Annotated in this window: 19 protein-coding genes; 15 read left to right on the top strand and 4 right to left on the bottom strand. The window is 65.5% G+C overall.

The window, feature by feature from the left end; genetic code table 11:
* From Q8Q53_RS03555 to rho, 3 genes are all read left to right on the top strand, one after another.
* Positions 1–444 (top strand): CopD family protein, encoded by a 444-nt coding sequence (locus Q8Q53_RS03555; RefSeq protein WP_305700373.1) that lies wholly within the window; start codon positions 1–3, stop codon positions 442–444.
* Positions 445–494: 50 nt separating this feature from the next.
* Positions 495–2,156: an NAD+ synthase gene (locus Q8Q53_RS03550; RefSeq protein ID WP_305700372.1), complete on the top strand. Its 1,662-nt coding sequence runs from the start codon at positions 495–497 to the stop codon at positions 2,154–2,156.
* A 176-nt stretch (positions 2,157–2,332) separates the two neighbouring features.
* Complete coding sequence (gene rho / locus Q8Q53_RS03545) at positions 2,333–3,589, top strand: transcription termination factor Rho (protein WP_305700371.1); 1,257 nt, start codon at positions 2,333–2,335, stop codon at positions 3,587–3,589.
* Between the two features lie 64 nt (positions 3,590–3,653).
* Here the strand turns inward: rho and Q8Q53_RS03540 are convergent, their stop codons facing one another.
* Positions 3,654–4,052, bottom strand: a complete 399-nt coding sequence (locus tag Q8Q53_RS03540) for a nuclear transport factor 2 family protein (protein ID WP_305700370.1) — start codon at positions 4,050–4,052, stop codon at positions 3,654–3,656.
* A 99-nt stretch (positions 4,053–4,151) separates the two neighbouring features.
* Here Q8Q53_RS03540 and Q8Q53_RS03535 point away from each other — a divergent pair, with 99 nt between their 5' ends.
* Complete coding sequence (locus Q8Q53_RS03535) at positions 4,152–5,282, top strand: aspartyl/asparaginyl beta-hydroxylase domain-containing protein (RefSeq protein WP_305700369.1); 1,131 nt, start codon at positions 4,152–4,154, stop codon at positions 5,280–5,282.
* 131 nt (positions 5,283–5,413) lie between these two features.
* On the opposite strand, the gene Q8Q53_RS03530 is transcribed toward Q8Q53_RS03535, so the two are convergent.
* Positions 5,414–6,127 (bottom strand): dienelactone hydrolase family protein, encoded by a 714-nt coding sequence (locus Q8Q53_RS03530; protein ID WP_305700368.1) that lies wholly within the window; start codon positions 6,125–6,127, stop codon positions 5,414–5,416.
* A gap of 133 nt (positions 6,128–6,260) precedes the next feature.
* On the opposite strand from Q8Q53_RS03530, the gene Q8Q53_RS03525 reads away from it, so the two are divergent.
* From Q8Q53_RS03525 to Q8Q53_RS03480, 10 genes are all read left to right on the top strand, one after another.
* Positions 6,261–6,518: a DUF6489 family protein gene (locus Q8Q53_RS03525; protein ID WP_305700367.1), complete on the top strand. Its 258-nt coding sequence runs from the start codon at positions 6,261–6,263 to the stop codon at positions 6,516–6,518.
* 42 nt (positions 6,519–6,560) lie between these two features.
* Positions 6,561–7,838 carry a tRNA uridine-5-carboxymethylaminomethyl(34) synthesis GTPase MnmE gene (mnmE, locus tag Q8Q53_RS03520; protein WP_305700366.1) on the top strand — a complete coding sequence of 426 codons (1,278 nt, stop codon included), beginning with the start codon at positions 6,561–6,563 and terminating at the stop codon, positions 7,836–7,838.
* Between the two features lie 85 nt (positions 7,839–7,923).
* On the top strand, positions 7,924–9,786 hold the full coding sequence (gene mnmG / locus Q8Q53_RS03515; RefSeq protein ID WP_305700365.1) for a tRNA uridine-5-carboxymethylaminomethyl(34) synthesis enzyme MnmG: 1,863 nt from the start codon (positions 7,924–7,926) through the stop codon (positions 9,784–9,786).
* Positions 9,783–10,436, top strand: coding sequence for a 16S rRNA (guanine(527)-N(7))-methyltransferase RsmG (gene rsmG / locus Q8Q53_RS03510; protein WP_371136496.1), 654 nt, complete (start codon positions 9,783–9,785; stop codon positions 10,434–10,436). The genes mnmG and rsmG overlap by 4 nt, the downstream gene beginning before the upstream one ends.
* The gene (locus Q8Q53_RS03505; RefSeq protein ID WP_305700364.1) at positions 10,433–11,209 is read left to right on the top strand and encodes a ParA family protein; all 777 of its coding nucleotides are present in this window, start codon (positions 10,433–10,435) and stop codon (positions 11,207–11,209) included. The genes rsmG and Q8Q53_RS03505 overlap by 4 nt, the downstream gene beginning before the upstream one ends.
* Complete coding sequence (locus Q8Q53_RS03500; protein WP_305700363.1) at positions 11,206–12,192, top strand: ParB/RepB/Spo0J family partition protein; 987 nt, start codon at positions 11,206–11,208, stop codon at positions 12,190–12,192. The genes Q8Q53_RS03505 and Q8Q53_RS03500 overlap by 4 nt, the downstream gene beginning before the upstream one ends.
* Before the next feature lie 174 nt (positions 12,193–12,366).
* Positions 12,367–12,909 carry a DUF4402 domain-containing protein gene (locus tag Q8Q53_RS03495; protein WP_305700362.1) on the top strand — a complete coding sequence of 181 codons (543 nt, stop codon included), beginning with the start codon at positions 12,367–12,369 and terminating at the stop codon, positions 12,907–12,909.
* A gap of 251 nt (positions 12,910–13,160) precedes the next feature.
* Positions 13,161–13,955: a molecular chaperone gene (locus Q8Q53_RS03490; RefSeq protein WP_305700361.1), complete on the top strand. Its 795-nt coding sequence runs from the start codon at positions 13,161–13,163 to the stop codon at positions 13,953–13,955.
* Positions 13,956–14,000: 45 nt separating this feature from the next.
* On the top strand, positions 14,001–16,706 hold the full coding sequence (locus Q8Q53_RS03485; protein WP_305700360.1) for a collagen binding domain-containing protein: 2,706 nt from the start codon (positions 14,001–14,003) through the stop codon (positions 16,704–16,706).
* 84 nt (positions 16,707–16,790) lie between these two features.
* Complete coding sequence (locus Q8Q53_RS03480) at positions 16,791–17,945, top strand: acyl-CoA dehydrogenase family protein (protein WP_305700359.1); 1,155 nt, start codon at positions 16,791–16,793, stop codon at positions 17,943–17,945.
* Positions 17,946–18,026: 81 nt separating this feature from the next.
* On the opposite strand, the gene Q8Q53_RS03475 is transcribed toward Q8Q53_RS03480, so the two are convergent.
* Both Q8Q53_RS03475 and Q8Q53_RS03470 read right to left on the bottom strand, forming a co-directional pair.
* The gene (locus Q8Q53_RS03475) at positions 18,027–18,845 is read right to left on the bottom strand and encodes a glycine zipper 2TM domain-containing protein (protein WP_305700358.1); all 819 of its coding nucleotides are present in this window, start codon (positions 18,843–18,845) and stop codon (positions 18,027–18,029) included.
* A gap of 142 nt (positions 18,846–18,987) precedes the next feature.
* Entirely contained in the window at positions 18,988–19,473 is a 486-nt protein-coding gene (locus tag Q8Q53_RS03470) for a GAF domain-containing protein (RefSeq protein WP_305700357.1), read from the bottom strand.
* Between the two features lie 92 nt (positions 19,474–19,565).
* Here Q8Q53_RS03470 and Q8Q53_RS03465 point away from each other — a divergent pair, with 92 nt between their 5' ends.
* The gene (locus Q8Q53_RS03465; RefSeq protein ID WP_305700356.1) at positions 19,566–21,038 is read left to right on the top strand and encodes a sorbosone dehydrogenase family protein; all 1,473 of its coding nucleotides are present in this window, start codon (positions 19,566–19,568) and stop codon (positions 21,036–21,038) included.
* Positions 21,039–21,042: the final 4 nt, after the last annotated feature.

Raw genomic sequence — 21,042 nt, 5'->3', positions numbered from 1 at the left:
ATGCAAGAGGTTCTTTCCGTGACATATCTCTGGCTGAAGGCCGGGCACCTGATCTTTGTGATCTTCTGGATGGCCGGGCTGTTCATGCTGCCCCGCGTATTTGTCTATCATCAGGAATGCGCGCCGGATTCCCCCGATAACGCAGCCTGGATCCAGCGTGAGCGGCGGTTGCTGAAGATCATCATGTGGCCATCACTGCTGGTCAGCTGGGTGCTGGGCCTGATGATTGCCTGGTCGATGGGGTATTTCGCCTCCGGCTGGTTTCTGGTGAAGCTGGCCGCGGTGCTGGGCCTGACTGCCTATCACGTCTGGCTGGCGGGCTATGCCGAGGCGCTGGCGCGCGGAGAACGCAAGCTGAGCGGGCGGGCGCTGCGGATGATCAACGAGGTGCCCGGCATTGCCATTCCGGTGATCGTCATTCTGGTGATCGTCCGGCCGTTCTGATCGGCCTTGCGGCATTGCGCGAACCGCTTTTTCCCGCCTAGGGTAGCGGGATGACCGATACTCTTGCGATCACGCTGGCCCAGCTTAACCAGACTGTGGGCGATCTGGCTGCCAATTCTGCTGCGATGCTTGCTGCGCGTGACCGGGCGCGCAGTGCAGGGGCAGATCTGGTCGTGTTCCCGGAAATGCAGCTGATCGGCTATCCGCCCGAAGATCTGGTGCTGAAACCTGCACTGATCGAACGCGCGGCGGCCGGGCTGGAACAATTGGCGCTGGCGACCGCTGACGGCGGCCCGGCAATGCTGGTTGGCAGCGTGTTCGTCCGCGATGGCAACCTGCACAACGGGGTGGCCCTGCTCGATCAGGGCAAGATCGCAGCGGTCCGGTTCAAGCATGAGCTGCCCAATTACGGCACTTTCGATGAAATGCGCCTGTTTGAGCCCGGCCCGCTGCCCGAACCGATCGTGTTTAAGGGCGTGATGATCGGCCTGCCGATCTGCGAGGATATCTGGCACCCCGACGTTTGCCGCCACCTCGCCGATTTCGGCGCGGAACTGCTGATCTGCATCAACGGCAGCCCGTATGAGATCGACAAGGATACGCTGCGGATCGATGGCGTGGCCAAGCGCCGCGCGGTCGATACCGGCTTGCCGCTGGCCTATCTCAACCGGGTGGGCGGGCAGGATGAACTGGTGTTCGACGGGGCCAGCTTTGTGGTCAACGGCGATGGCAGCCTGGCGGTGCAGATGACCGACTGGGAAGAACAGGAAATCACGACGCGCTGGACCCGCACCGCCACTGGCTGGCGCTGTGATCGCGGCGTGATCGAGCCGCTGTCCGACCATCCGGAGGACATCTATTGCGCAATGGTGCTGGCGCTGCGCGACTATGTGAACCGCAACCGCTTTCCCGGCGTGGTGCTGGGCCTGTCCGGCGGGATCGACAGCGCGATCTGCGCCGCGATTGCGGCCGATGCACTGGGGCCGGAGCGGGTGTGGTGCGTGATGCTGCCCAGCCGGTTCACCAGTCAGGAAAGCCTGGATGACGCAACCGAATGCGCCCGGCTGATCGGGTGCCGCTATGAAACGATCCCGATCCAGCCTGCGGTTGCCGGGTTCGATGCCATGCTGGAAGGCAGCTTTGCCGATGCAGCCGTCGATATTACCGAGGAAAACCTGCAAAGCCGGATTCGCGGCGTGACGCTGATGGCACTGTCCAACAAGTTCGGTCCGATGTTGCTGACCACCGGCAACAAGAGCGAGATGAGCGTTGGGTATGCCACCATCTATGGCGACATGGCAGGCGGCTATAACCCGCTGAAAGATGCCTACAAGCTGACCGTGTTCGCGGTGTCGAAGTGGCGCAACCGGCACAAGCCCAAGATCGGGCTGGGACCGGACGGCCCGGTTATGCCTGACACTATCATTGCCAAGCCGCCCAGCGCCGAACTGCGCCCGGACCAGAAGGATTCGGATTCGCTCCCGGAATATCCGGTGCTCGATGCGATCCTGCTGGGACTGGTAGAGCATGAAAAAAGCGTGCCCCAGCTGGTTGCCGAAGGGTTCGATCACGCCACTGTGGTGCGGATTGAGCGCCTGCTGCATCTGGCCGAATACAAGCGTCGTCAGGCCCCGCCGGGGGTCAAGCTGGGCACGCGCAACTTTGGCCGCGATCGCCGCTATCCGATCAGTCACGCGTTCCGTTCAGCCTGATTTCTGGCCTGGAATGGCGGGTTTACGTTGACAGGGGCGCGGCTGCGGGGTTATCCGCGCCATGCTATCCGGCATGACCTGCGCCCTTGTGCGCGGGATGATCCGCTTTCTCCAAGCCCTTCGATCAGCCGGCCGTTTCAAGACCTGAACCAAGGCAAGCTGGATTTGGATTCGCCATGCATCTGAAAGAACTCAAGCAAAAGACTTCGGCCGAACTGGTTGAAATGGCTGAAGAGCTGGGCGTCGAAGGCGCTTCGACCCTGCGCCGCCAGGACCTGATGTTCGCGATCCTCAAGGAACTGGCCGACGATGGCGAACAGATCCTGGGGATTGGCACGATCGAAGTGCTGACCGATGGGTTCGGCTTTCTGCGCAGCCCGGAAGCGAACTATCTGGCCGGCCCGGACGATATCTATGTTTCACCCAATCAGGTCCGCAAATGGGGCCTGCGCACCGGTGACACGGTGGAAGGTGAAGTCCGCGCGCCCAAGGACGGCGAACGCTATTTCGCGATCACCAAGCTGATCAGCGTCAACTTCGACGATCCCGATGCCGTGCGCCACCGCGTCAACTTCGACAACCTGACCCCGCTCTATCCCGATCAGAAGCTCAATCTTGATACGCTGGACCCCACGGTCAAGGACAAATCGGCCCGCGTGATCGACATCATCAGCCCGCAGGGCAAGGGCCAGCGCGCGCTGATCGTCGCCCCGCCGCGCACCGGCAAGACCGTGCTGCTGCAGAATATCGCCAAGGCGATCACCGACAACCACCCCGAAGTGTTCCTGCTGGTCCTGCTGGTCGATGAACGCCCGGAAGAAGTGACCGACATGCAGCGCAGCGTGAAGGGTGAGGTGATCTCCTCGACCTTCGACGAGCCTGCTACGCGCCACGTGCAAGTTGCTGAAATGGTTATCGAAAAGGCCAAGCGTCTGGTCGAGCACAAGCGTGACGTGGTGATCCTGCTGGATTCGATCACGCGCCTGGGCCGGGCCTACAACACCGTGGTCCCGTCATCGGGCAAGGTGTTGACCGGCGGCGTCGACGCGAACGCGCTCCAGCGCCCCAAGCGCTTCTTCGGCGCGGCCCGCAACATCGAGGAAGGCGGTTCGCTGTCGATCATCGCCACCGCGCTGATCGATACCGGCAGCCGCATGGACGAAGTGATCTTCGAAGAATTCAAGGGCACCGGTAACTCGGAAATCGTGCTGGACCGCAAGGTCGCGGACAAGCGGATCTTCCCGGCGCTGGACGTCGGCAAGTCCGGCACCCGCAAGGAAGAACTGCTGGTCAGCAAGGACAAGCTCAGCAAGATGTGGGTCCTGCGCCGCATCCTGATGCAAATGGGCACGATCGACGCGATGGAATTCCTGCTCGACAAGATGAAGGATTCCAAGACCAACGAAGACTTCTTCGCGACGATGAATCAGTAAGGCCGGGTAACCAGCTTCACGCAATCAGGGCGCCGCTTGGTTCTGGCCGAGCGGCGCCATTTTGTTATCCCTTCGCCGCCGCCAGCTGCGCGGCCATCATGTCCCAGACCTTGTTGATCGCCTTCAGCGGGCGGACCATCACCTTGAAATCCTGAATCTTTCCGTCCGCGTTGAACTGGATCATGTCGATTCCGTTGACCATGATCCCGTCCATTTCGGCGGTGAATTCCAGGATGACATTGTCGCCATCGGCAATTTCCCGGACATATTCGAACGTGCCGTTGCCGAACACGCCGCCCGCCGCGCCCAGATAGGCCATCACCTTGGCCTTGCCGGCCTGCGGCGTGTGAACCACGGGCGAGTGGAACACCGCGTCATCCGCCAGCATGTCGGCCAGCACGGCCGGGTTGCTGCCGCCTTCCATATAGGCGTGCCAGCGGGTCAGTCCGGGGTGTTTTGCCATCTGCGGGTATCCTCTGCGGTTATTTGCTGCCGGGCAGCATGACCCAGCTTGCGAAGAAGTTCCAGCCTCGCCTATGCGTTGACTCCACAAGGAGAGCGCATGAGCAACGACTTCCGCGCGGCAATCGCGGCGGGCATGCAGGCCCTGGCAGCGCGCGACATGGCCCGCGCCGCCGCGCTGTTGCGCGAGGCGGCGGAGCACGCACCGGCGGCGGACGTGCCATGGGTGGCGCTGGCCAACGCCGAACTGGCGCTGGGCCACGCCGATGCCGCGGAGGCCGCGCTGGAGCAACAGCTGGAGCTTGCTCCGCGTGAAGTGGGTGCGCTGTTGCTCAAGGCCCGGCTACGCGAACAGGCGGGCGACGCACGGGCTGCATCGACCTTTTACCGCACCGCGCTGAATCAGGCGGCGGCGGACGGCGCGGTGCCGCCTGCGCTGACCGCGCTGCATGCCCATGCGGTCCAGTATCTGGGGCAGGCCAATGCCGGGTTTGAGAGTTATCTCTATGAACTAATTGGAAAAGACCTGTCACCAACGATGGCCGAGGCGATCGAGTTGCTGACCGGCAAGCGCGACCTCTATTTGCAGGAACCATCGGTGTTCTATTACCCGGGCCTGCCGCAAAAGCGGTTCTATGATCCGGCGGAGTTCCCCTGGCTGGAACCGATGCTGGCGCTGGCCCCCCGGATGCAGGATGAGCTTACCGCAGTGCTGGCAAGCGGGGCGCAAGGTTTTGCGCCCTATGTTCACCGCAAGGAACACCGGCCCGCGCCCAATACGCCCTTGCTCGACAACCCGGCCTGGACCGCGCTTCATTTCTGGCAGGATGGCGAACGGGTCGAGGACAACGCCGCGCGCTGCCCCGCAACGATGGAGGCGCTGGCCCATGCACCGATGCCGCAGATTCCGGGGCGGTCCCCCAATGCGCACTGGTCGCGGCTGCTGCCGGGCGCGCATATCGCCCCGCATACCGGGATGCTCAACACCCGGCTGATCTGCCACATCCCGATCCTGACCGCGCCCGACTGCTGGTTCCGGGTGGGCAGCGAAACACGCGGCTGGGTCGATGGCGTGCCGCTGGTGTTCGATGACAGCATCAACCACGAGGCCAAGAATGACGGTCCGCGGGAACGCGTGGTGCTGTTGTTCGAGATCTGGCGTCCGGAAATTGACACTGCGGATCGTGAGGCAATCGGTCGGATTTTTCAGGCGATTGGGCAGTACGAATAAGGATTCCGGGGCCCATTGCCCCGGGCCCCGATACGTCTCCCGGCGCGGTCGGTGCGCCTGGATGAACCATAGCGCGCGCATCGTGCCGGAAGACGTCAGGGGTGCAGGGGCAATGGCCCCTGCAAACAAAATCAGGCCAGATTTGCCTTGAGGAACGCCACCGTCCGCCCATCAGCCAGCTGCGCGCCTTCTTCGTTGCGGCGGTTGCCCATTTCGGCGGCGAAGCCGTGGTCCAGCCCGGCATAGTCGTGCAGCGTGACCTTGGGGTGGGCATCCAGCGCGCCGTGGATCGCGGCCTGCGCCTCCGGACCGACCAGATGATCCCCGGTCGGGATGTGGAGCAGCAGCGGGTTGGCGATGGCGGCGGCTTCGTCCAGCATCGTTTCGATTGCAACGCCGTAATAGCCGACCGAGGCGTCAATATCGGTCCGCGCCGCGGCCATATAGGCCAGCCGCCCGCCCAGGCAGTATCCGGCACAGCCAACCTTGCCCACGCCCTGCGTGGCGCGCAGCCATGTGATCGTCGCGGCGATATCGGCAACGCCGTCAGTGGGATCATACCGCTGGAAATAGCCGAAGGCTTCCTCCAGCTCTGCGGGCACGTCGGGGTTCAGTTCCACGCCGGGGGCAAAGCGCCAGAACACGTCGGGCGCGACTGCCAGGAATCCGAGCTGAGCCCACTTGTCGCACTTCTGGCGGATGCCGGGGTTTAGGCCGAAGATTTCGGGAATGACGATGATCGCCGCCGTGGGCGTCCCGGCAGGACGGGCGACATAAGCGGGAATGGCAGCATGGCCAGCGGAAGAGGGGCCATCGGGTGTGGGGATCTGGACCATATCGGACATCGGTGGTGCTCCTGTGATGGGTGCTTCGCGTTACGGCTACGGCCAAGGCCTAACCACGCACCGTGGACTTTGCCAAGCCCATGTGTCAGCTTCATAGCGGGGAAGGCTGGGGTGCTGGCCGAAGGAGAAGCAAATGAAAGTTCATCTCGAGATCGACTGCACGCCAGAAGAAGCGCGCACCTTCCTGGGGCTGCCCGATGTGGGCAAAGCCAACGAGTTCTATGTCGACGCCATCGCCAAGGCGATGAAGGGGGCCGGCAATATCGAGCAGGTGCAGGAATTCGCGAAGAACATGGCACCCATGGGACAAGCCGGTATGAAGCTGTTTCAATCCTTCATGGAAAACGGCGCGGCCTTTGCCGGGGGAACCAAGAAGAAGCGTGAGGACTGATCCCGCTTCCCACCGCGCGCCCGCCGTGGCAGGCGCGCGGCGATGAATGACACGATCTTTGCCTTGTCGAGCGGCGCCCCGCCTGCCGCAATCGCGGTCGTGCGGGTCAGCGGCCCGCAAGCCGGGGCGGCGGCGATCGCGCTGACCGGGCGCAGCCTTCCGCCGCGCCGGGCGGTTGCCGTAACGCTGCGCGACGATGCGGGCACGGTGCTGGACCGGGTGCTGGCGCTGTGGTTGCCGGGGCCGACAACCGCCACCGGTGAGGACACGCTGGAACTGCACTGCCACGGCGGGCGCGCGGTGGTGCGCGCGGTCGAGCGGGCGCTGGCCGCCGTGGCGGGGCTGCGGTCGGCGCAGCCGGGGGAGTTCACCCGCCGGGCCTTTACCAACGGACGGATCGACCTGGCCGAGGCAGAGGGGCTGGCGGATTTGCTGTCCGCGGAAACCGAACTGCAACGCCGCGCGGCACTGGCGATGGCAGGCGGCGATTTCTCACGCGAAGTGACCGGATGGCGCGAACGCTTGCTGCTGCTGTCGGCAGCGGTCGAGGCGGTGCTCGACTTTGGCGATGAAGATGACGTTGCCGATCTGCCCGCCGATTTCATCGCGCAGGTTGCGGGTCTGGAGCACGAGATTGCCGGATGGCTCGTCCGCCCGCGTGCTGAAACCTTGCGCGATGGCTTTCGGGTCGTGCTGGCAGGCCCGCCCAATTCCGGCAAAAGCACCTTGTTCAACGCATTGGTGGAGAGCGAAGCGGCCATTACCGCGCCGGTCGCCGGAACCACGCGTGATGTTCTGACCCATCCCGTGGCGCTGGGCGGCGTGCCGTTCCGGTTCAGCGACACGGCTGGTCTGCGCGATGACACGGGCGATGCGATCGAAGCAATCGGGGTTGAGCGCGCCCGGTCTGCGCTGGCGCAGGCCGATCTGGTGCTGTGGCTGGGCGCAGACGGTGCCGGACCGGATGGCGGATGGGACATCGAGGCGCAGATCGATGTGGCCGGTCACCCGGTCAAGCGCGCGCCGCGGCACCGGGTATCGGCGGTGACGGGGGAAGGGCTGGACGCGCTGCGCGCCGATCTGGTGGCCCACGCCCGTGCCAGCCTGCCGCGCCCCGGCGAAGCCGCACTCAACGCCCGCCAGCACCACTGGCTGGGCGAGGCGCGAGCAGCTTTGGCAGCGGCGGAAACCTTGAGCGACCCATTGCTCGTGGCGGAAAGCCTGCGGCTGGGTCGGGTGGCGTTCGATGCCTTGCTGGGGCGAACCACGACCGAAGACATGCTCGACACGCTTTTCGGACGGTTCTGTATCGGCAAGTAAGCGTGTTTCACGTGAAACATCGCGCGCCGATGCAATCGCCGTAAAACCTGTTCCACGTGAAACGCTCCTCCGCTACAGCGGCGCCATGCAGGCGTTTGACATCATCGTGATCGGCGGCGGGCACGCGGGGGTTGAGGCTGCGGCTGCGGCGGCGCGAATGGGTGCGCGCACCGCGCTGGTCAGCTTTGACTTGAACGTGATCGGCGCGATGAGCTGCAATCCGGCAATTGGCGGGCTGGGCAAGGGCCATCTGGTGCGTGAGGTCGACGCGCTCGACGGCATTATCGCCCGCGCGGCCGATGCCGCCGCGATCCATTACCGGATGCTCAATCGTTCCAAAGGCAGCGCCGTGCAGGGGCCGCGCGTTCAGGCGGACCGGGTGCTGTTCAAGGTCGAGGTCCAGCGCTTGCTGGCCCTGCAAGGCGACCTGACATTGATTGCCGGCGAGGCGGCAGCGCTGCAACTGGATGGGGGCCGCGTCACGGGGGTTACCCTGGCGGACGGCACCCGAATCGCCGCGCAGGCCGTGGTGCTGTGCACCGGCACGTTCCTGGGCGGCGTGCTGTTCCGGGGGGAAGAGCGGATTGTCGGCGGACGGATCGGTGAGGCATCGGCCCAGCAGCTGGCGGCGCAACTGCGCGAAGCCGCGCTGCCGATGGCGCGGCTCAAGACCGGGACACCGCCCCGGCTTGATGGCCGGACGATTGACTGGGCGCGGCTGGATGAGCAGCCGTCCGATGCGGAACCATGGACGATGTCGGCGCTTGGGAACGGGCGGGTTAATCCGCAGGTGTTCTGCGCGATCACCCGGACCAACCCGCGCAGTCACGACGTCATCCGCGCGAACCTGCATCGTTCGCCCTTGTTCAGCGGGGCGATCGGCGCGTCCGGGCCGCGTTACTGCCCGTCGATCGAGGACAAGATTCACCGGTTCGCTGACCGCGATGGGCATCAGGTGTTCCTGGAACCCGAAGGGCTGGCGACGCATCTGGTCTATCCCAACGGGATCTCCACTTCGCTCCCCAGCGATGTCCAGCTCGCGATGCTGCGGACGATGGCCGGGCTGGAAGCCGTCGAAATGGTCGTTCCGGGCTATGCCGTGGAATACGATTACATCGATCCGCGCGCCTTGCGGTCATCGCTGGAATTGCGCGATCTGCCGGGGCTGTATTGCGCCGGCCAGATCAACGGCACCACCGGTTATGAAGAGGCCGCTGCACAAGGATTGGTCGCGGGAATGCACGCCGCCGCTGCGGTGCTGGGTCGGCCGCCGGTCGCGCTCGACCGGGCGAACAGTTATCTGGCCGTCATGATCGATGATCTGACGCTGCACGGCGTTACCGAACCTTATCGGATGCTCACAGCCCGGGCCGAATACCGGCTGCGATTGCGGGCCAACAATGCCACCTCGCGGCTGACGCCGCTGGGTCTGGCCGCAGGGTGCATCGGACCGGAGCGGGCCAGTTGGTATCAGGCGCGCGAAGCGGCGCGGTCGCGGCTCGATCTGGCGCTCGATTCGGCGGTGACCAGCAACGAACTGGCTCTGGCAGGCCTGCCGGTCCGGGCCGATACCGGACGCCTGCCGCTGCGCGAATGGCTGCGGTTCGGCGGGGTGGCGTTGACCAGCCTGTCCCCGTGGATCGCGGTGGACAGCCTTGCCGCGGCGCAGGCGGCAGACCCGGAACTGGCCGGGGAAGTGGCGGAAGATGCGGCCTATGCGCCCTACCTTGCGCGGCAGGATGCTGAACTGCGCGATCTGCGCGCGGCTGAAGCGCTGCCGCTGGGGGATGACTTTCCCTACGCGGCGATCCCCGGCCTGTCGCGGGAAATGGTGGAACGCTTGTCCCGTGCGCGCCCGGAAACTTTGGCCGCAGCGGGGCGTGTGCCGGGAATTACCCCGGCGGCGCTGGCGGCGCTGCTGGTTCATGCCCGGCGGCGGGCGGCATGATACTGCACAGCGAAGCCGATGCCCGCGACTGGCTGGCGCAGTTGCCCGAATGGGACGGGGCTGCTGCCGAGCGGCTCGATGCGCTCGTGCGATTGCTGGTCGAAGAGAACACGCGCCAGAATCTGGTTTCCGCCGCCAGTCTTGCTGAGGTGTGGCGGCGGCACATTGCCGATTCGGCGCAGTTGCTGACCCATGTTCCACGTGAAACAGGATCGCCCTGGCTGGATCTGGGAACCGGTGCGGGGTTCCCCGGATTGGTGATCGCGGCGCTGCGTCCGGAATGCGCGGTGCTGATGGTCGAATCGCGGGCGCGGCGAATCGAGTGGCTGGAGCGCGCGCGAATCGCGCTGGGGCTGGACCGGGCGGAAGTGGTCGGCGCCCGGCTGGAACTGGTGCCTAGTCAGCCGGTTCGCGTCATTTCGGCCCGTGCGTTTGCGCCGTTGCCCCGCCTGCTGGAGCTATCCGCACGATTTTCCACAGCCGACACGATTTGGTTGTTGCCGAAAGGCCGTTCCGCGCCGCAAGAATTGCAGGAACTCTCCGGCTGGCAGCATACGTTCCACGTGGAACCATCGCTGACCGATGCCGAAGCGGGGGTGATCGTCGGCACTGTGGCCGAAAGCACCGCAAGGAAGGGACGCAAATCGTGATTCGCGTGGCGATCGCCAACCAGAAGGGCGGAGTGGGCAAAACCACCACCGCCATCAACATCGCCACCGCGATGGCTGCAACCGGGTGGAAAGTGCTGCTGATCGATCTCGATCCGCAGGGCAACGCCTCAACCGGGATTGGCGTCAGCACGGCCGAGCGGGAGCGGTCGTCCTATGACTTGCTGGTCGATCAGGCCGCGCTCGATGAATGCGTGATGCCGACGCGCATTCCGGGACTGGACCTCATCCCGGCGACCGTCGACTTGTCCGGGGCGGAAGTCGAACTGGTGTCGGTCGAGAATCGGACCCAGCGCCTGGCCGATGCGCTGGCTGGCGATACCACGCATGATATCTGCTTTATCGATTGCCCGCCGTCGCTGGGCCTGTTGACGTTGAACGCGCTGTGCGCGGCCGACACGTTGCTGGTGCCGCTGCAATGTGAATTCTTCGCGCTGGAGGGGCTGAGCCAGCTGCTCCAGACGGTGGAGCGGGTGCAGCAGCGGTTCAACCCCGATCTGGGGATTGTCGGCATTGCGCTGACGATGTTCGATCGCCGCAATCGCCTGACCGATCAGGTATCAGACGACGTGCGCTCGTGCCTCGGCAACCTCGTGTTCGAAGCGGTCATCCCGCGCAACGTGCGTTTGTCGGAAGCGCCCAGCCACGGGTTGCCTGCGCTGATCTATGACCACAACTGCGTTGGCAGCCGCGCCTATATGGCGCTGGCGCGTGAGTTGATTACCCGCCTGCCCAAACAGAGGAAGGCCGCATGAGCGACGAACCCGTAATCCGCATTTCCGCGCCGCCAGCCGCCAGTGCGGCCAGGAAGCGCCCGCTTGCGCTGGGCCGCGGGCTGGGCGCACTGCTGGGTGAAACCCGCCGGGAAGAACCGCTGGTCATGTCTGCGGACGGGCCAGCGGGCGCGAATGCGGCCACGACGTCACCGGTCATGGCGTCATCGGGCCTTGCAACACTGGCGGTTTCGGCCATTTCACCGCTACCCGGCCAGCCGCGCCGTCATTTTGATGAAGCCGCGCTGGACGAACTGGCCGCGTCGATTGCGGCGCGCGGCGTGATCCAGCCGGTGATTGTCACCCCGCTGGGCGACGGGCGCTATCGCCTGGTGGCGGGTGAGCGCCGCTGGCGGGCCGCCCAGCGCGCACAACTCCATGAAATTCCTGCGATTATTCGCGATTTGAGCGAACGCGAGGTGATGGCGCTGGCGCTGATCGAGAATCTTCAGCGCGAAGATCTCAATCCGATCGAGGAGGCCCGCGCCTATCACAGCCTGGCCGAACAGGAAGGGCTGACTCAGGCGGAAATCGCCAAGCTGGTCGACAAGAGCCGCAGTCACGTCGCGAATCTCCAGCGCCTGCTGGCCTTGCCCGAACCGGTCATGGACATGGTTCAGGATGGCCGCCTGTCGATGGGCCATGCGCGCGCGCTGGTCGGCGTGGAAAATGCCGGGGCGCTGGCCGAGACGGCGGTTGCGAAACAGCTGTCGGTGCGCGAAGTGGAAAAGCTGGTCCGCCGCCAGACGACCGGCACCACCGCGCCGCGCCGCGCCCGCCGGGACCGGGATGTGGGCGAATCCGCCGACATTGCAGCGGTTCAGAGCCATCTTGAGGAGTTTCTGGGCCTGTCGGTGCGGATCAACGCCGATGCTGATCCGCGGTCCGGTACGGTCACCATCCGCTATCGCACGCTCGATCAGCTCGATCTGATCTGCCAGCGGCTAACTGGCGGCGGAATATAGGGAATTTCCCCGGAGAAGCGTTAACAGATTACTCGATTCCATTAACCATACTCAAAAGCAATGCCTGAACAGAGTGGTTCTACTTAAGGTCCTGCGAATGGGGCAGACCGTCCATTCGGGCGGCGCTCCACGCGCTGCAAGCTTTTGAATGCTTGGATAGGGACCAGAAGAATTATGCGTAACTCACTTCGCCTTGCTGTTGTCGGCGCCGCTCTCAGCGCCATCTCGTTTGCTTCGGTTGCCAACGCCGCCGCCACCGCCACCGCCACCGCCACGGCAGAAGTGCTCGACACGCTGTCGCTGACCGCCGATTCGGCGCTCGACTTCGGCCAGATCGCTGCCAACACTGGCGGCACTGTGACTGTCGGTTCGGATGCCAACACCGCGACGACCGGCGCACTGGTTTCGACCGGAACGCGCGCTCCGGCCGGCTTCACCGTCACCGGCAGCGCCGGTGCCAACGTGCTGGTTTCACTGCCCGACACCTCGGGCGGCCCGGTTGTGCTGAGCCTCAACGATCCCAGCTGGGACGTGGTCGCACAGGGCCCGCTGCCGACGATGTCGCTGGACGGCTTCGAATCGAACCTGACCGACGTCGCGCTCAGCGCCACGACCGGCCAGGGCACTTTCAAGGTCGGCGGTACGCTGGCCGTGGGTAGCGCACAGCACCCGGGCGTTTACAACGGCACCTTCGACGTTTCGGTCGAATACCAGTAAGCCCAATACCTGAAAGCACCGCGTCGCAGCCGCGACACGAATTCACAAGGGCCGCATCCGCCAACGCGGGTGCGGCCCTTGGCTTGTCTGCGCTCCGCGCTCGATCAAGCTGGCGTGGTTAGCCGAAAATTAACCCTGTTTTCCTAAGCCCTAAGGGAATTCCCGGAGGTGCCTGTGCACCGGCCGGTCGTGATTGCACCAAGGGGTATTTCATGTCGCATCTTTCCCGTTTTCGCCGTGCCGTGTGTGGCGTGGCTGCCATCAGTGCCGTGTTCGCCGCAGTGCCTGCGCAGGCCCAGGGCGACCTGCTGGTTGCCCCGACCCGCGTGGTGATGAACGGCGGCGGTTCGGCTGAAGTGGTGCTGAGCAACATCGGCAGCGCCCCAGCGACCTACCGGATCACCCTGGAACTGCGCCGGATGGACGGCGAAGGCGATTTCAAGGACGTGGCCGAGGAATCCGCGAATGCGGTGGAGCGGGCCGCGCTGGACATGATCCGCTATGCGCCGCGCCGAATCACGCTGTTGCCCGGACAGCCGCAAGCCGTGCGGCTGTCGGCCCGGCCCGCACCGGATCTCCCCGATGGCGAATATCGGGTCCATATGGGTTTTCGTGCGATTCCCGCCGCGCTGACGCCAGGGGAAGCTGCCAGGGAAGCCGCCGCCGGGGGCCTCTCGATCCGGCTGACCCCGATCTACGGGATCACGATTCCCGTGTTCGTGCGCAAGGGCCGCCTGGAAGGGGGCGCGGCGCTGGCCAACCCCCGTCTGGTCAAGGATGGGGGGCAGACCTTCGTCGAACTCGACATGAGCCGCACTGGTGAGCGTTCGGTGTTCGGCATGGTAGAGGGCAAGACCGCGCGCGGGGAACAAGTGTTCCAGCTGCGCGGGATCGCGATCTACCCCGAAGTGACCCAACGCAAACTGCGCGTTGCGGTCACCCCAGAGCAGCAGGCGAAGCTGACCGGCCCGATCCGGATCGAATACCGCGAGCTGCCGGAGAACGGCGGCCAGCTGATCGCCGCTGTCACTTCGGCCATCCGCTAAACCCATAGCACTGAAACCAAGCGATAATTACTTCAAACTGACGTCATGACACGCTGGTCATCCTCGCTGCGCCACGTCGCCGCCCTGGTTGGGGCGGCGCTTGGCGTTTGCGCGGGGGCGGGCAGCGCGCAGGCGGAAGCCTGGCAGCCGACCGAAGATGACCAGTTGCTGCTCGAACTGCGCAGCGGAGCCTACAGGCTGGGCGAGCCGATGCGCGGCTATCAGACGCCCGCCGGAGTGTGCATCGATTTTGCCGACCTGATCCAGAACCTCGACCTGCCGGTGCGACTCGACAAGAAGTCGCGCCGCGCAACTGGCTGGTTGTTCGCGGAGGATCAGCGCTTCGTCCTCGACCGCGATGCCAACACGGTACAAACCATGAACGGGGCGCGCGGAATTGCCGCGAATGCGATTCTCGATGTGCCCGAAGGCTGGTGCATGGATCTGGGGGCGCTGTCGGGCTGGATGGGGGTGCGGTTCAAACCGGATCTCGGCAATCTGACCGTGGTGCTCGAATCCGACCGCAAGCTGCCGTTCCTCGAAGCGATCGAGCGCAAAAGTCGCGCGGCGCGACTTCAGCCGCGTTCGTCTGATCAATTCGACCTGGCCAAGCTGCCGCAGGCGCAATTGCCCTACAAGACCTGGCGCGCGCCGTCGGTCGATATCCAGTTGCAGGCGCAGTGGAGCAAGGCGGGCGGCACCCGCGTGCAGTATGAAGCGCTGGCGGCGGGCGAGCTGCTGGGCATGAGCTATACCGCGCGGCTGGCGGGCGAAGGGCTGGGCCGCCCGGATTCGCTGCGCGTGCGCGCCTATCGGAGCGATCCGGCGGGCGAACTGCTCGGGCCGCTCAAGGCGACGCAAGTCGCGCTGGGCGATGTCGATCTGCAACGCGGCAACCTGACCGGGCAAAGCGCCTATGGCCGGGGGGCGGTGGTTACCAATCAACCGATCAACCGGCCCGCGCGGTTCGGTGTAACCGCGCTGCGCGGGACATTGCCGGCCGGGTGGGACGCGGAACTCTATCGCAACGGCGAACTGCGCGCGTTTCAGGCTGATCGCGGCGACGGACGCTATGATTTCAACGATGTCGAACTGCTGTTCGGCGACAACGAGTTCGAAGTCGTGCTCTATGGCCCGCAGGGGCAGATCAAGCGCGAACGCTCCAGCGTGCCGGTCGGGCAGGCGCGGGTTCCGGCGGGGCAGACGCTCTATTGGGCGGGCATCGCCGAGGAAGGCCGTGACCTGATCGATTTCTCCAGCAGCTTTGCCAATCCGCAGACCGGCTGGCGCTGGGGCGTGGGGGTGGAGCATGGCATCAGTAAGCGCACCAGCGTCGGGGTCGAGTATCAGAGCCTGATGCTGGCCGATCAGCGCCGCCAGTACCTGGAAGCGCGGGTCGACCATGCGTTCGGCCCGGTGTTGGTCGGGCTGTCCGGCGCGCAGCAGCTGGGCGGCGGGCAAGCCGTGCGGGCCGAAGCGCTGGGCAAGGTCGGCCCGGTGCGGTTCAACGCGCAAGTGTTGTGGGTGAACGGCGATTTCGACAGTGATCTGGTGCGATCGACCTTGCGGCGCGATGCCAGCTTGCGGCTGAGCAGTGCGATTCCGCTGGGCAGCTGGCGCTTGCCGGTCGAGGTGGGCTATCGCCAGTCGCTCCTGCGCAGCGGCGCAAAAGTTAACGAATTGTTACTGCGCACATCGGCGCATTTTGGCCGGGTCTCGCTCGCGGCGGAGCTGATGCAGCGCAGCGCGACGGGGCCGACCGCCGGGCTGGGGTTGGGCGATGCCGGGACCAAGCTCAACCTGATCGCCAACACCATGATCGGCGGCGTGCGGCTGCGCGGCTCGGCGCGCATTGCGCTCAGCGGGCCGAAGCGCGGGCTGGAAACCGCGCAGGTCATGGCGGAAACCCGCTTTGCCCGCGCCTCGACCGTGCGCGCCGGGCTGGATTACGATGCCCGGGCGGGCCGCCGCGAGCTGATGCTGGGGGTGGTCCACCAGTTCCAGAAGTTTGCGGTCCGCGCCGAAGGGCGAATGGACAATCGCGGCAATCGCGGCGCCAACCTGACGCTGGCCTTCAGCCTGGGGCCGGACCCGGTCAGCGGCGGGATCAGGCTGGCGCGGGAGCGGCTGGCCGAGGAAGGCCAGGCGAGCATCGAGGTCTATCGCGACGAGAACGGCGACGGCATCCGTCAGGCGGGCGAGGAAGCAGTTGAAGGCGTGACGGTCGAAGCGGGCTTCCGCCACAGCGAGAAAGCCACCAACCCCGATGGCCGCGCGGTGATCAACGGGCTGACGCCGTATGTGCCGGTGCTGATCTCGATCGACGCGGGGACGCTGCCCGATCCGCTGCTCCAGCCCAAGGGGCAGGGCATGGTCGTGGTGCCGCGCCCCGGCGTTGCGGCCAAAGTGCAACTGGCCCTGGCCCCGACCGGTGAGATCGAGGCAATCCTGCTCGGCCCGGACGGCGAACCGCGCGCAGGCGTTCCGATCGAACTGGTCGACATGACCGGGCAGATGCTGGTCCAGACGCGCAGCGACTTCGATGGGTACACGCTGTTCGACAGTGTCCCTTACGGGCAATATCGCCTGCGGGTACATGGGCCGAGCGCGCAGATCCTGGGGGTGAAGCCCGATATCGCGGGCACGCTGACGCTGGATCGGGGCAATGCCTCGCTCCGGCTAGGGCGACTGCGGCTGGAGGCCGGGCCGCGCGCGACGCAAGTTGCGGCGCAGGGTGCCGAAAGGCCTTAATCGCGCGATTAAATTCGGCTTGACCGCCCCGCGCGGCCCGGCCTAACCCTTTGCCACAATCATTCCCGGTAGAGAGGGTTTCCCATGTCGCTCGATCAGCTGCACCGCACTTGTTACAACGAAGATCACGAAGCATTCCGTTCCACCGTGCGCCGGTTCGTGGCCGAACAGCTGGAACCCAACGCCGCCAAGTGGGACGAGGATGGGATCATCCCCAAGGACGTCTGGCCCAAGGCGGGCGAACTGGGCCTGCTCTGCCCGACCGTGCCCGAGGCATACGGCGGATTGGGCCTCGACTTCGGCTATAACGCTATCATCGACGAGGAAATCGGCTACGGCACCGATGTGGCCACCGGTTTCTCGCTCCAGTCGGACATCGTCGCCAACTACATCATTCAATACGGCTCGGAAGAGCAGAAGCAGACCTGGCTGCCCAGGATGGTGTCGGGCGAAGTCGTTACCGCGATCGCGATGACCGAACCGGGCACCGGCTCTGACCTTCAGGCGCTGCGCACCACCGCGAAGAAGGATGGCAACCATTATGTCATCAACGGCAGCAAGACCTATATCACCAACGGTCAGACCGCTGACCTGATCCTGGTGTGCTGCAAGACCGACACCGATGTGCAGCCCGCGTGGAAAGGCGTGTCGATCGTGCTGGTCGAAGCCAGCCGCGATGGGTTCAAGCGTGGCCGCAACCTCGACAAGGTCGGGCTGGACGCGGCGGATACGTCGGAACTGTTCTTCGAGGACGTCCGCGTGCCGATTACCAATTGTCTGGGTGAAGAGGGCAAGGGCTTCATCTATCTGATGAGCGAGTTGCCACAGGAACGCCTCGGCATCGCCATTTCGGCGCAGACCGCCGCGCAGCGCGCGTTCGACATGACGGTCGAGTTCTGCCGTGAGCGCAAGGCGTTCGGCCAGTCGGTGCTGGATTTCCAGAACACCCGCTTCCTGCTGGCGGACCTCAAGACCAAGTTGCAGGTCGGCTGGGCGCATATCGACTGGGCGCTGTCACGCCATATCAGGCACGAGCTGACCTCGGTCGAGGCGTCGGGCGCCAAGCTGTGGCACACGGAATTGCAGGGCGAAGTGGTCGACAAGTGCCTGCAACTGCACGGCGGCGCGGGCTTCATGAACGAACACCCGATTGCCAAGCAGTGGCGCGGCGCGCGCGTGACCCGGATCTTCGGCGGCACGAGCGAGATCATGAAGGAACTGATCGGCCGCTCGCTCTAGCGCGCAAACCAGAACGCCCCCGGTGTTGCCGGGGGCGATGGAATAGGGGGAGCCGGATGGCGCCCCCTTTTTCGTTGCTGCTCAATAGGTGCGGACGCGCTTGTCCGGCACGATTTTCACGCGCTTGTCGGGGCGCGGGGCGATGGTGCGCTTGCGGGTCTTCACCGGCACCCATTCCTCGATCACGGTGGTTTCCACGCATTCGCGCGCCTTGGGCGGCGCGGCGTGGTGCATGACCGGAACCATCATCACCGGCTGCATGGCATAGCCATAATGCGCCGGGCCATAACCCGCCTGCTGATAGCCATGGCCATACCCGGCCTGACCCTGACCGTAATACCCGGCCAGCGAATCTTCCAGATAGGCTTCGCAATAGTCGCGCGCGCGGTTGCGGTCGGCCGAAGCGCCGATCGCGCCGCCAGCCACTGCACCGACGGCTGCCCCGGCAATCGTGCCGACCGTGCGGTTACCCCGGCCCGCGACGCGGTTGCCCAGCAGGCCGCCGAACAGCCCGCCGACGACGGCCCCGGCGGTCGTGCTTCTGGAACCGCCCATGCGGCGGCGGCATTCGGCCAGCCAGTCACCCCTGGCGCGGTCCCACGCCGCCGGATCGTAGCCGGGGGCCTGGGCGGGCGCATGATAGGCACCGGGGTGCGCCATCGGCGCGCCGGGAACTGCATGCCGCAGTGCTCCGGCAGGCAGCGGCTGGACCACCGGATGCGAGACCATCGGCGGCATGGCCGGCATCTGCTCTGCCGGAACCGCGTTGCCAAAAACGCGCCCTTGGGCATCGACGGCGGCACCCGGCATGGATTGCGCCAGCGCGGGCGCAGCAAGGGCGAGCGAACCGGCCAGCACGGCGGCGGCGGCAAGCGGGTGGAGCGAATGAGCGACAGGCATGGGCATTCCCCTGATCGACCGGGCGCGACGATACGGCGATTCCCGGCGTTAAGCCGAAATTTAGCATCGTATCGCCCGGAAAACCAAGGCGGGGAGGGGTGTTGTCTTGGCGCTGTCCCGAATCGGTGCGGTTTGCGCGCGCTCAGATCGCGTCGGCGATGGCCGCTGCCAAGGCCTCGATTCCCGCTGCGTCCTCGGCATCGAAGCGGGCGGGTTCGGGGCTGTCGAGATCAATCACCGCGATCAACCGGCCATCCCGCAGAACCGGGACCACCAGTTCGGACCGGCTGTCGGCATCGCAGGCGATATGGCCGGGAAAGGCATGGACATCGGGCACCAGCTGGGTTGCCCCGGTGGCCGCCGCTGCGCCGCACACGCCCTGACCGAACGGAATGCGGATGCAGGCGGGCTTGCCGATGAATGGCCCCAGGACAAGCTCGTCCGCGCTCACCACGCGGTAGAAGCCTGACCAGTTGAGCCGGGGCAGGAACTGCCAGATCAGCGCCGCGACATTGGCCATGTTGGCCACGCCGTCACTTTCCCCGTGGGTCAGCGCCCGGGCCGCGCCGACCAGATCGGCATACAATTCGGCCCTGGGCTGGTTTGGATCGGGTTCAAAGGCGAACATGGGCGGTGGTTTCCTTGGCGGCGGCGGGTGGTGACGGCCCTACAATACTCCCCTGTTGCCGCCTAGCCGCAGTGCATCTATCGTCCCGCCCCATGTCGACCAAACGCAAGCTGCTCGTCGCCCTTGGGGTATTCCTGCTCGTCGTGGGCGGGTTCGTGTTCTGGATCTGGCGGGGGGTTCCGGCGGAATACACCGTCGACCAGCTGTCCGGGACCGATCCGGTCATCGTCGAACCCAAACCCGAAACCTTGCCGAGCGTCGGCATTGCCAAGCCGATCGGCTGGGCCGCCGATGCCGCGCCGACCCCGGCCAAGGGGCTGGTCGTGGGCCGGTTTGCCGAAGGGCTGAACCATCCGCGCACCATGCTGACATTACCCAACGGCGACGTCGTGGTGGCGCTGACCGGATCGCCCAAGGGCAATCTTGGCACGGGCCTGATGGCGAAGATTGGCAAATGGCTGATGAGCAGCGCGGGCGCGAAAGGCGAATCGGCCGATACGCTGGTGCTGCTGCGCGACGCGGACGGCGACGGCAAGGCCGAGGGCAAGTTCGACCTGCGCGTCGGCAATGGCCTCGTCTCCCCCTCCGGCCTCGCCTGGCGCGATGGCACGCTTTATGTCGCCAACCACGATGCGGTGCTCGCGTTCGCCTATCCGCTTGGCGAAACCACCCTGGCGGGCGCGCCGAAAAAGCTGATGGACCTGCCGCCGGGCGGCAACCACTGGATGCGCAACATCATCCTCAGCCCCGATGGCGAGAAGCTCTACGTGGCCGTCGGTTCGGCCTCGAACATCGGCGAAAAGGGGATGGAGATCGAACAGGGCCGCGCCGCGATCTGGGAATTGAACCTCAAGACCGGCCATCCGCGCCAGTACGCGCAAGGGCTGCGCAATGCCAATGGCCTCGCCTGGAACCCTGCGTCGGGTGAATTGTGGACCACCGTGAACGAGCGTGACATGCTCGGTCCCGATCTGGTGCCCGATTACCTCACCAACGTGCCGGTTGGCGCGCACTATGGCTGGCCATGGATATACTTCAAGAAATACAACGATGACCGCGTTACCGCCGCCGCGCCTGAGTACATCGACGATTTCGTGCGCAAGCCGGAATACGCACTCGGCGCGCACGTGGCTGCGCTGGGAATGGCCTTTGTAAGCGGCGGGGAACGGCTGGGCGCGGACTTTGGCAATGGCGCGTTCATCGCCCGCCACGGTTCATGGAACCGCAAGCCCAAGGCCGGATACGACGTCGTGTTCGTGCGGTTTGACGCCAACGGCAACCCGGTGGGGCTGCCTGTGCCGGTGCTGACCGGGTTCCTCACCAAGGACGGCGGCGAGACTCAGGGCCGCCCGACCTGGGTAGCGTTTGACAAGGGCGGCGCGCTGCTGGTGTCGGACGATACCGCCGGGATCATCTGGCGCGTGATCGCCCCGAACGCGCAGCCTGCTGCGCCGGTGAAGCCCGTGGTGACCGGCAAGCTGCCGCCGCAGCGCTCGCTTCAGGGCGATCCCAACGCGCGCTTCTCGGCCGGGTTCAAGGACGATACGACGGTGAAGCAGCAATAGCGGG

Source organism: Novosphingobium sp. (genome assembly GCF_030699305.1).
Lineage (GTDB): Bacteria > Pseudomonadota > Alphaproteobacteria > Sphingomonadales > Sphingomonadaceae > Novosphingobium.
The sequence above is the reverse complement of the archived record's forward strand: the minus strand, read 5'-3'. Positions and strand labels throughout refer to the sequence as shown.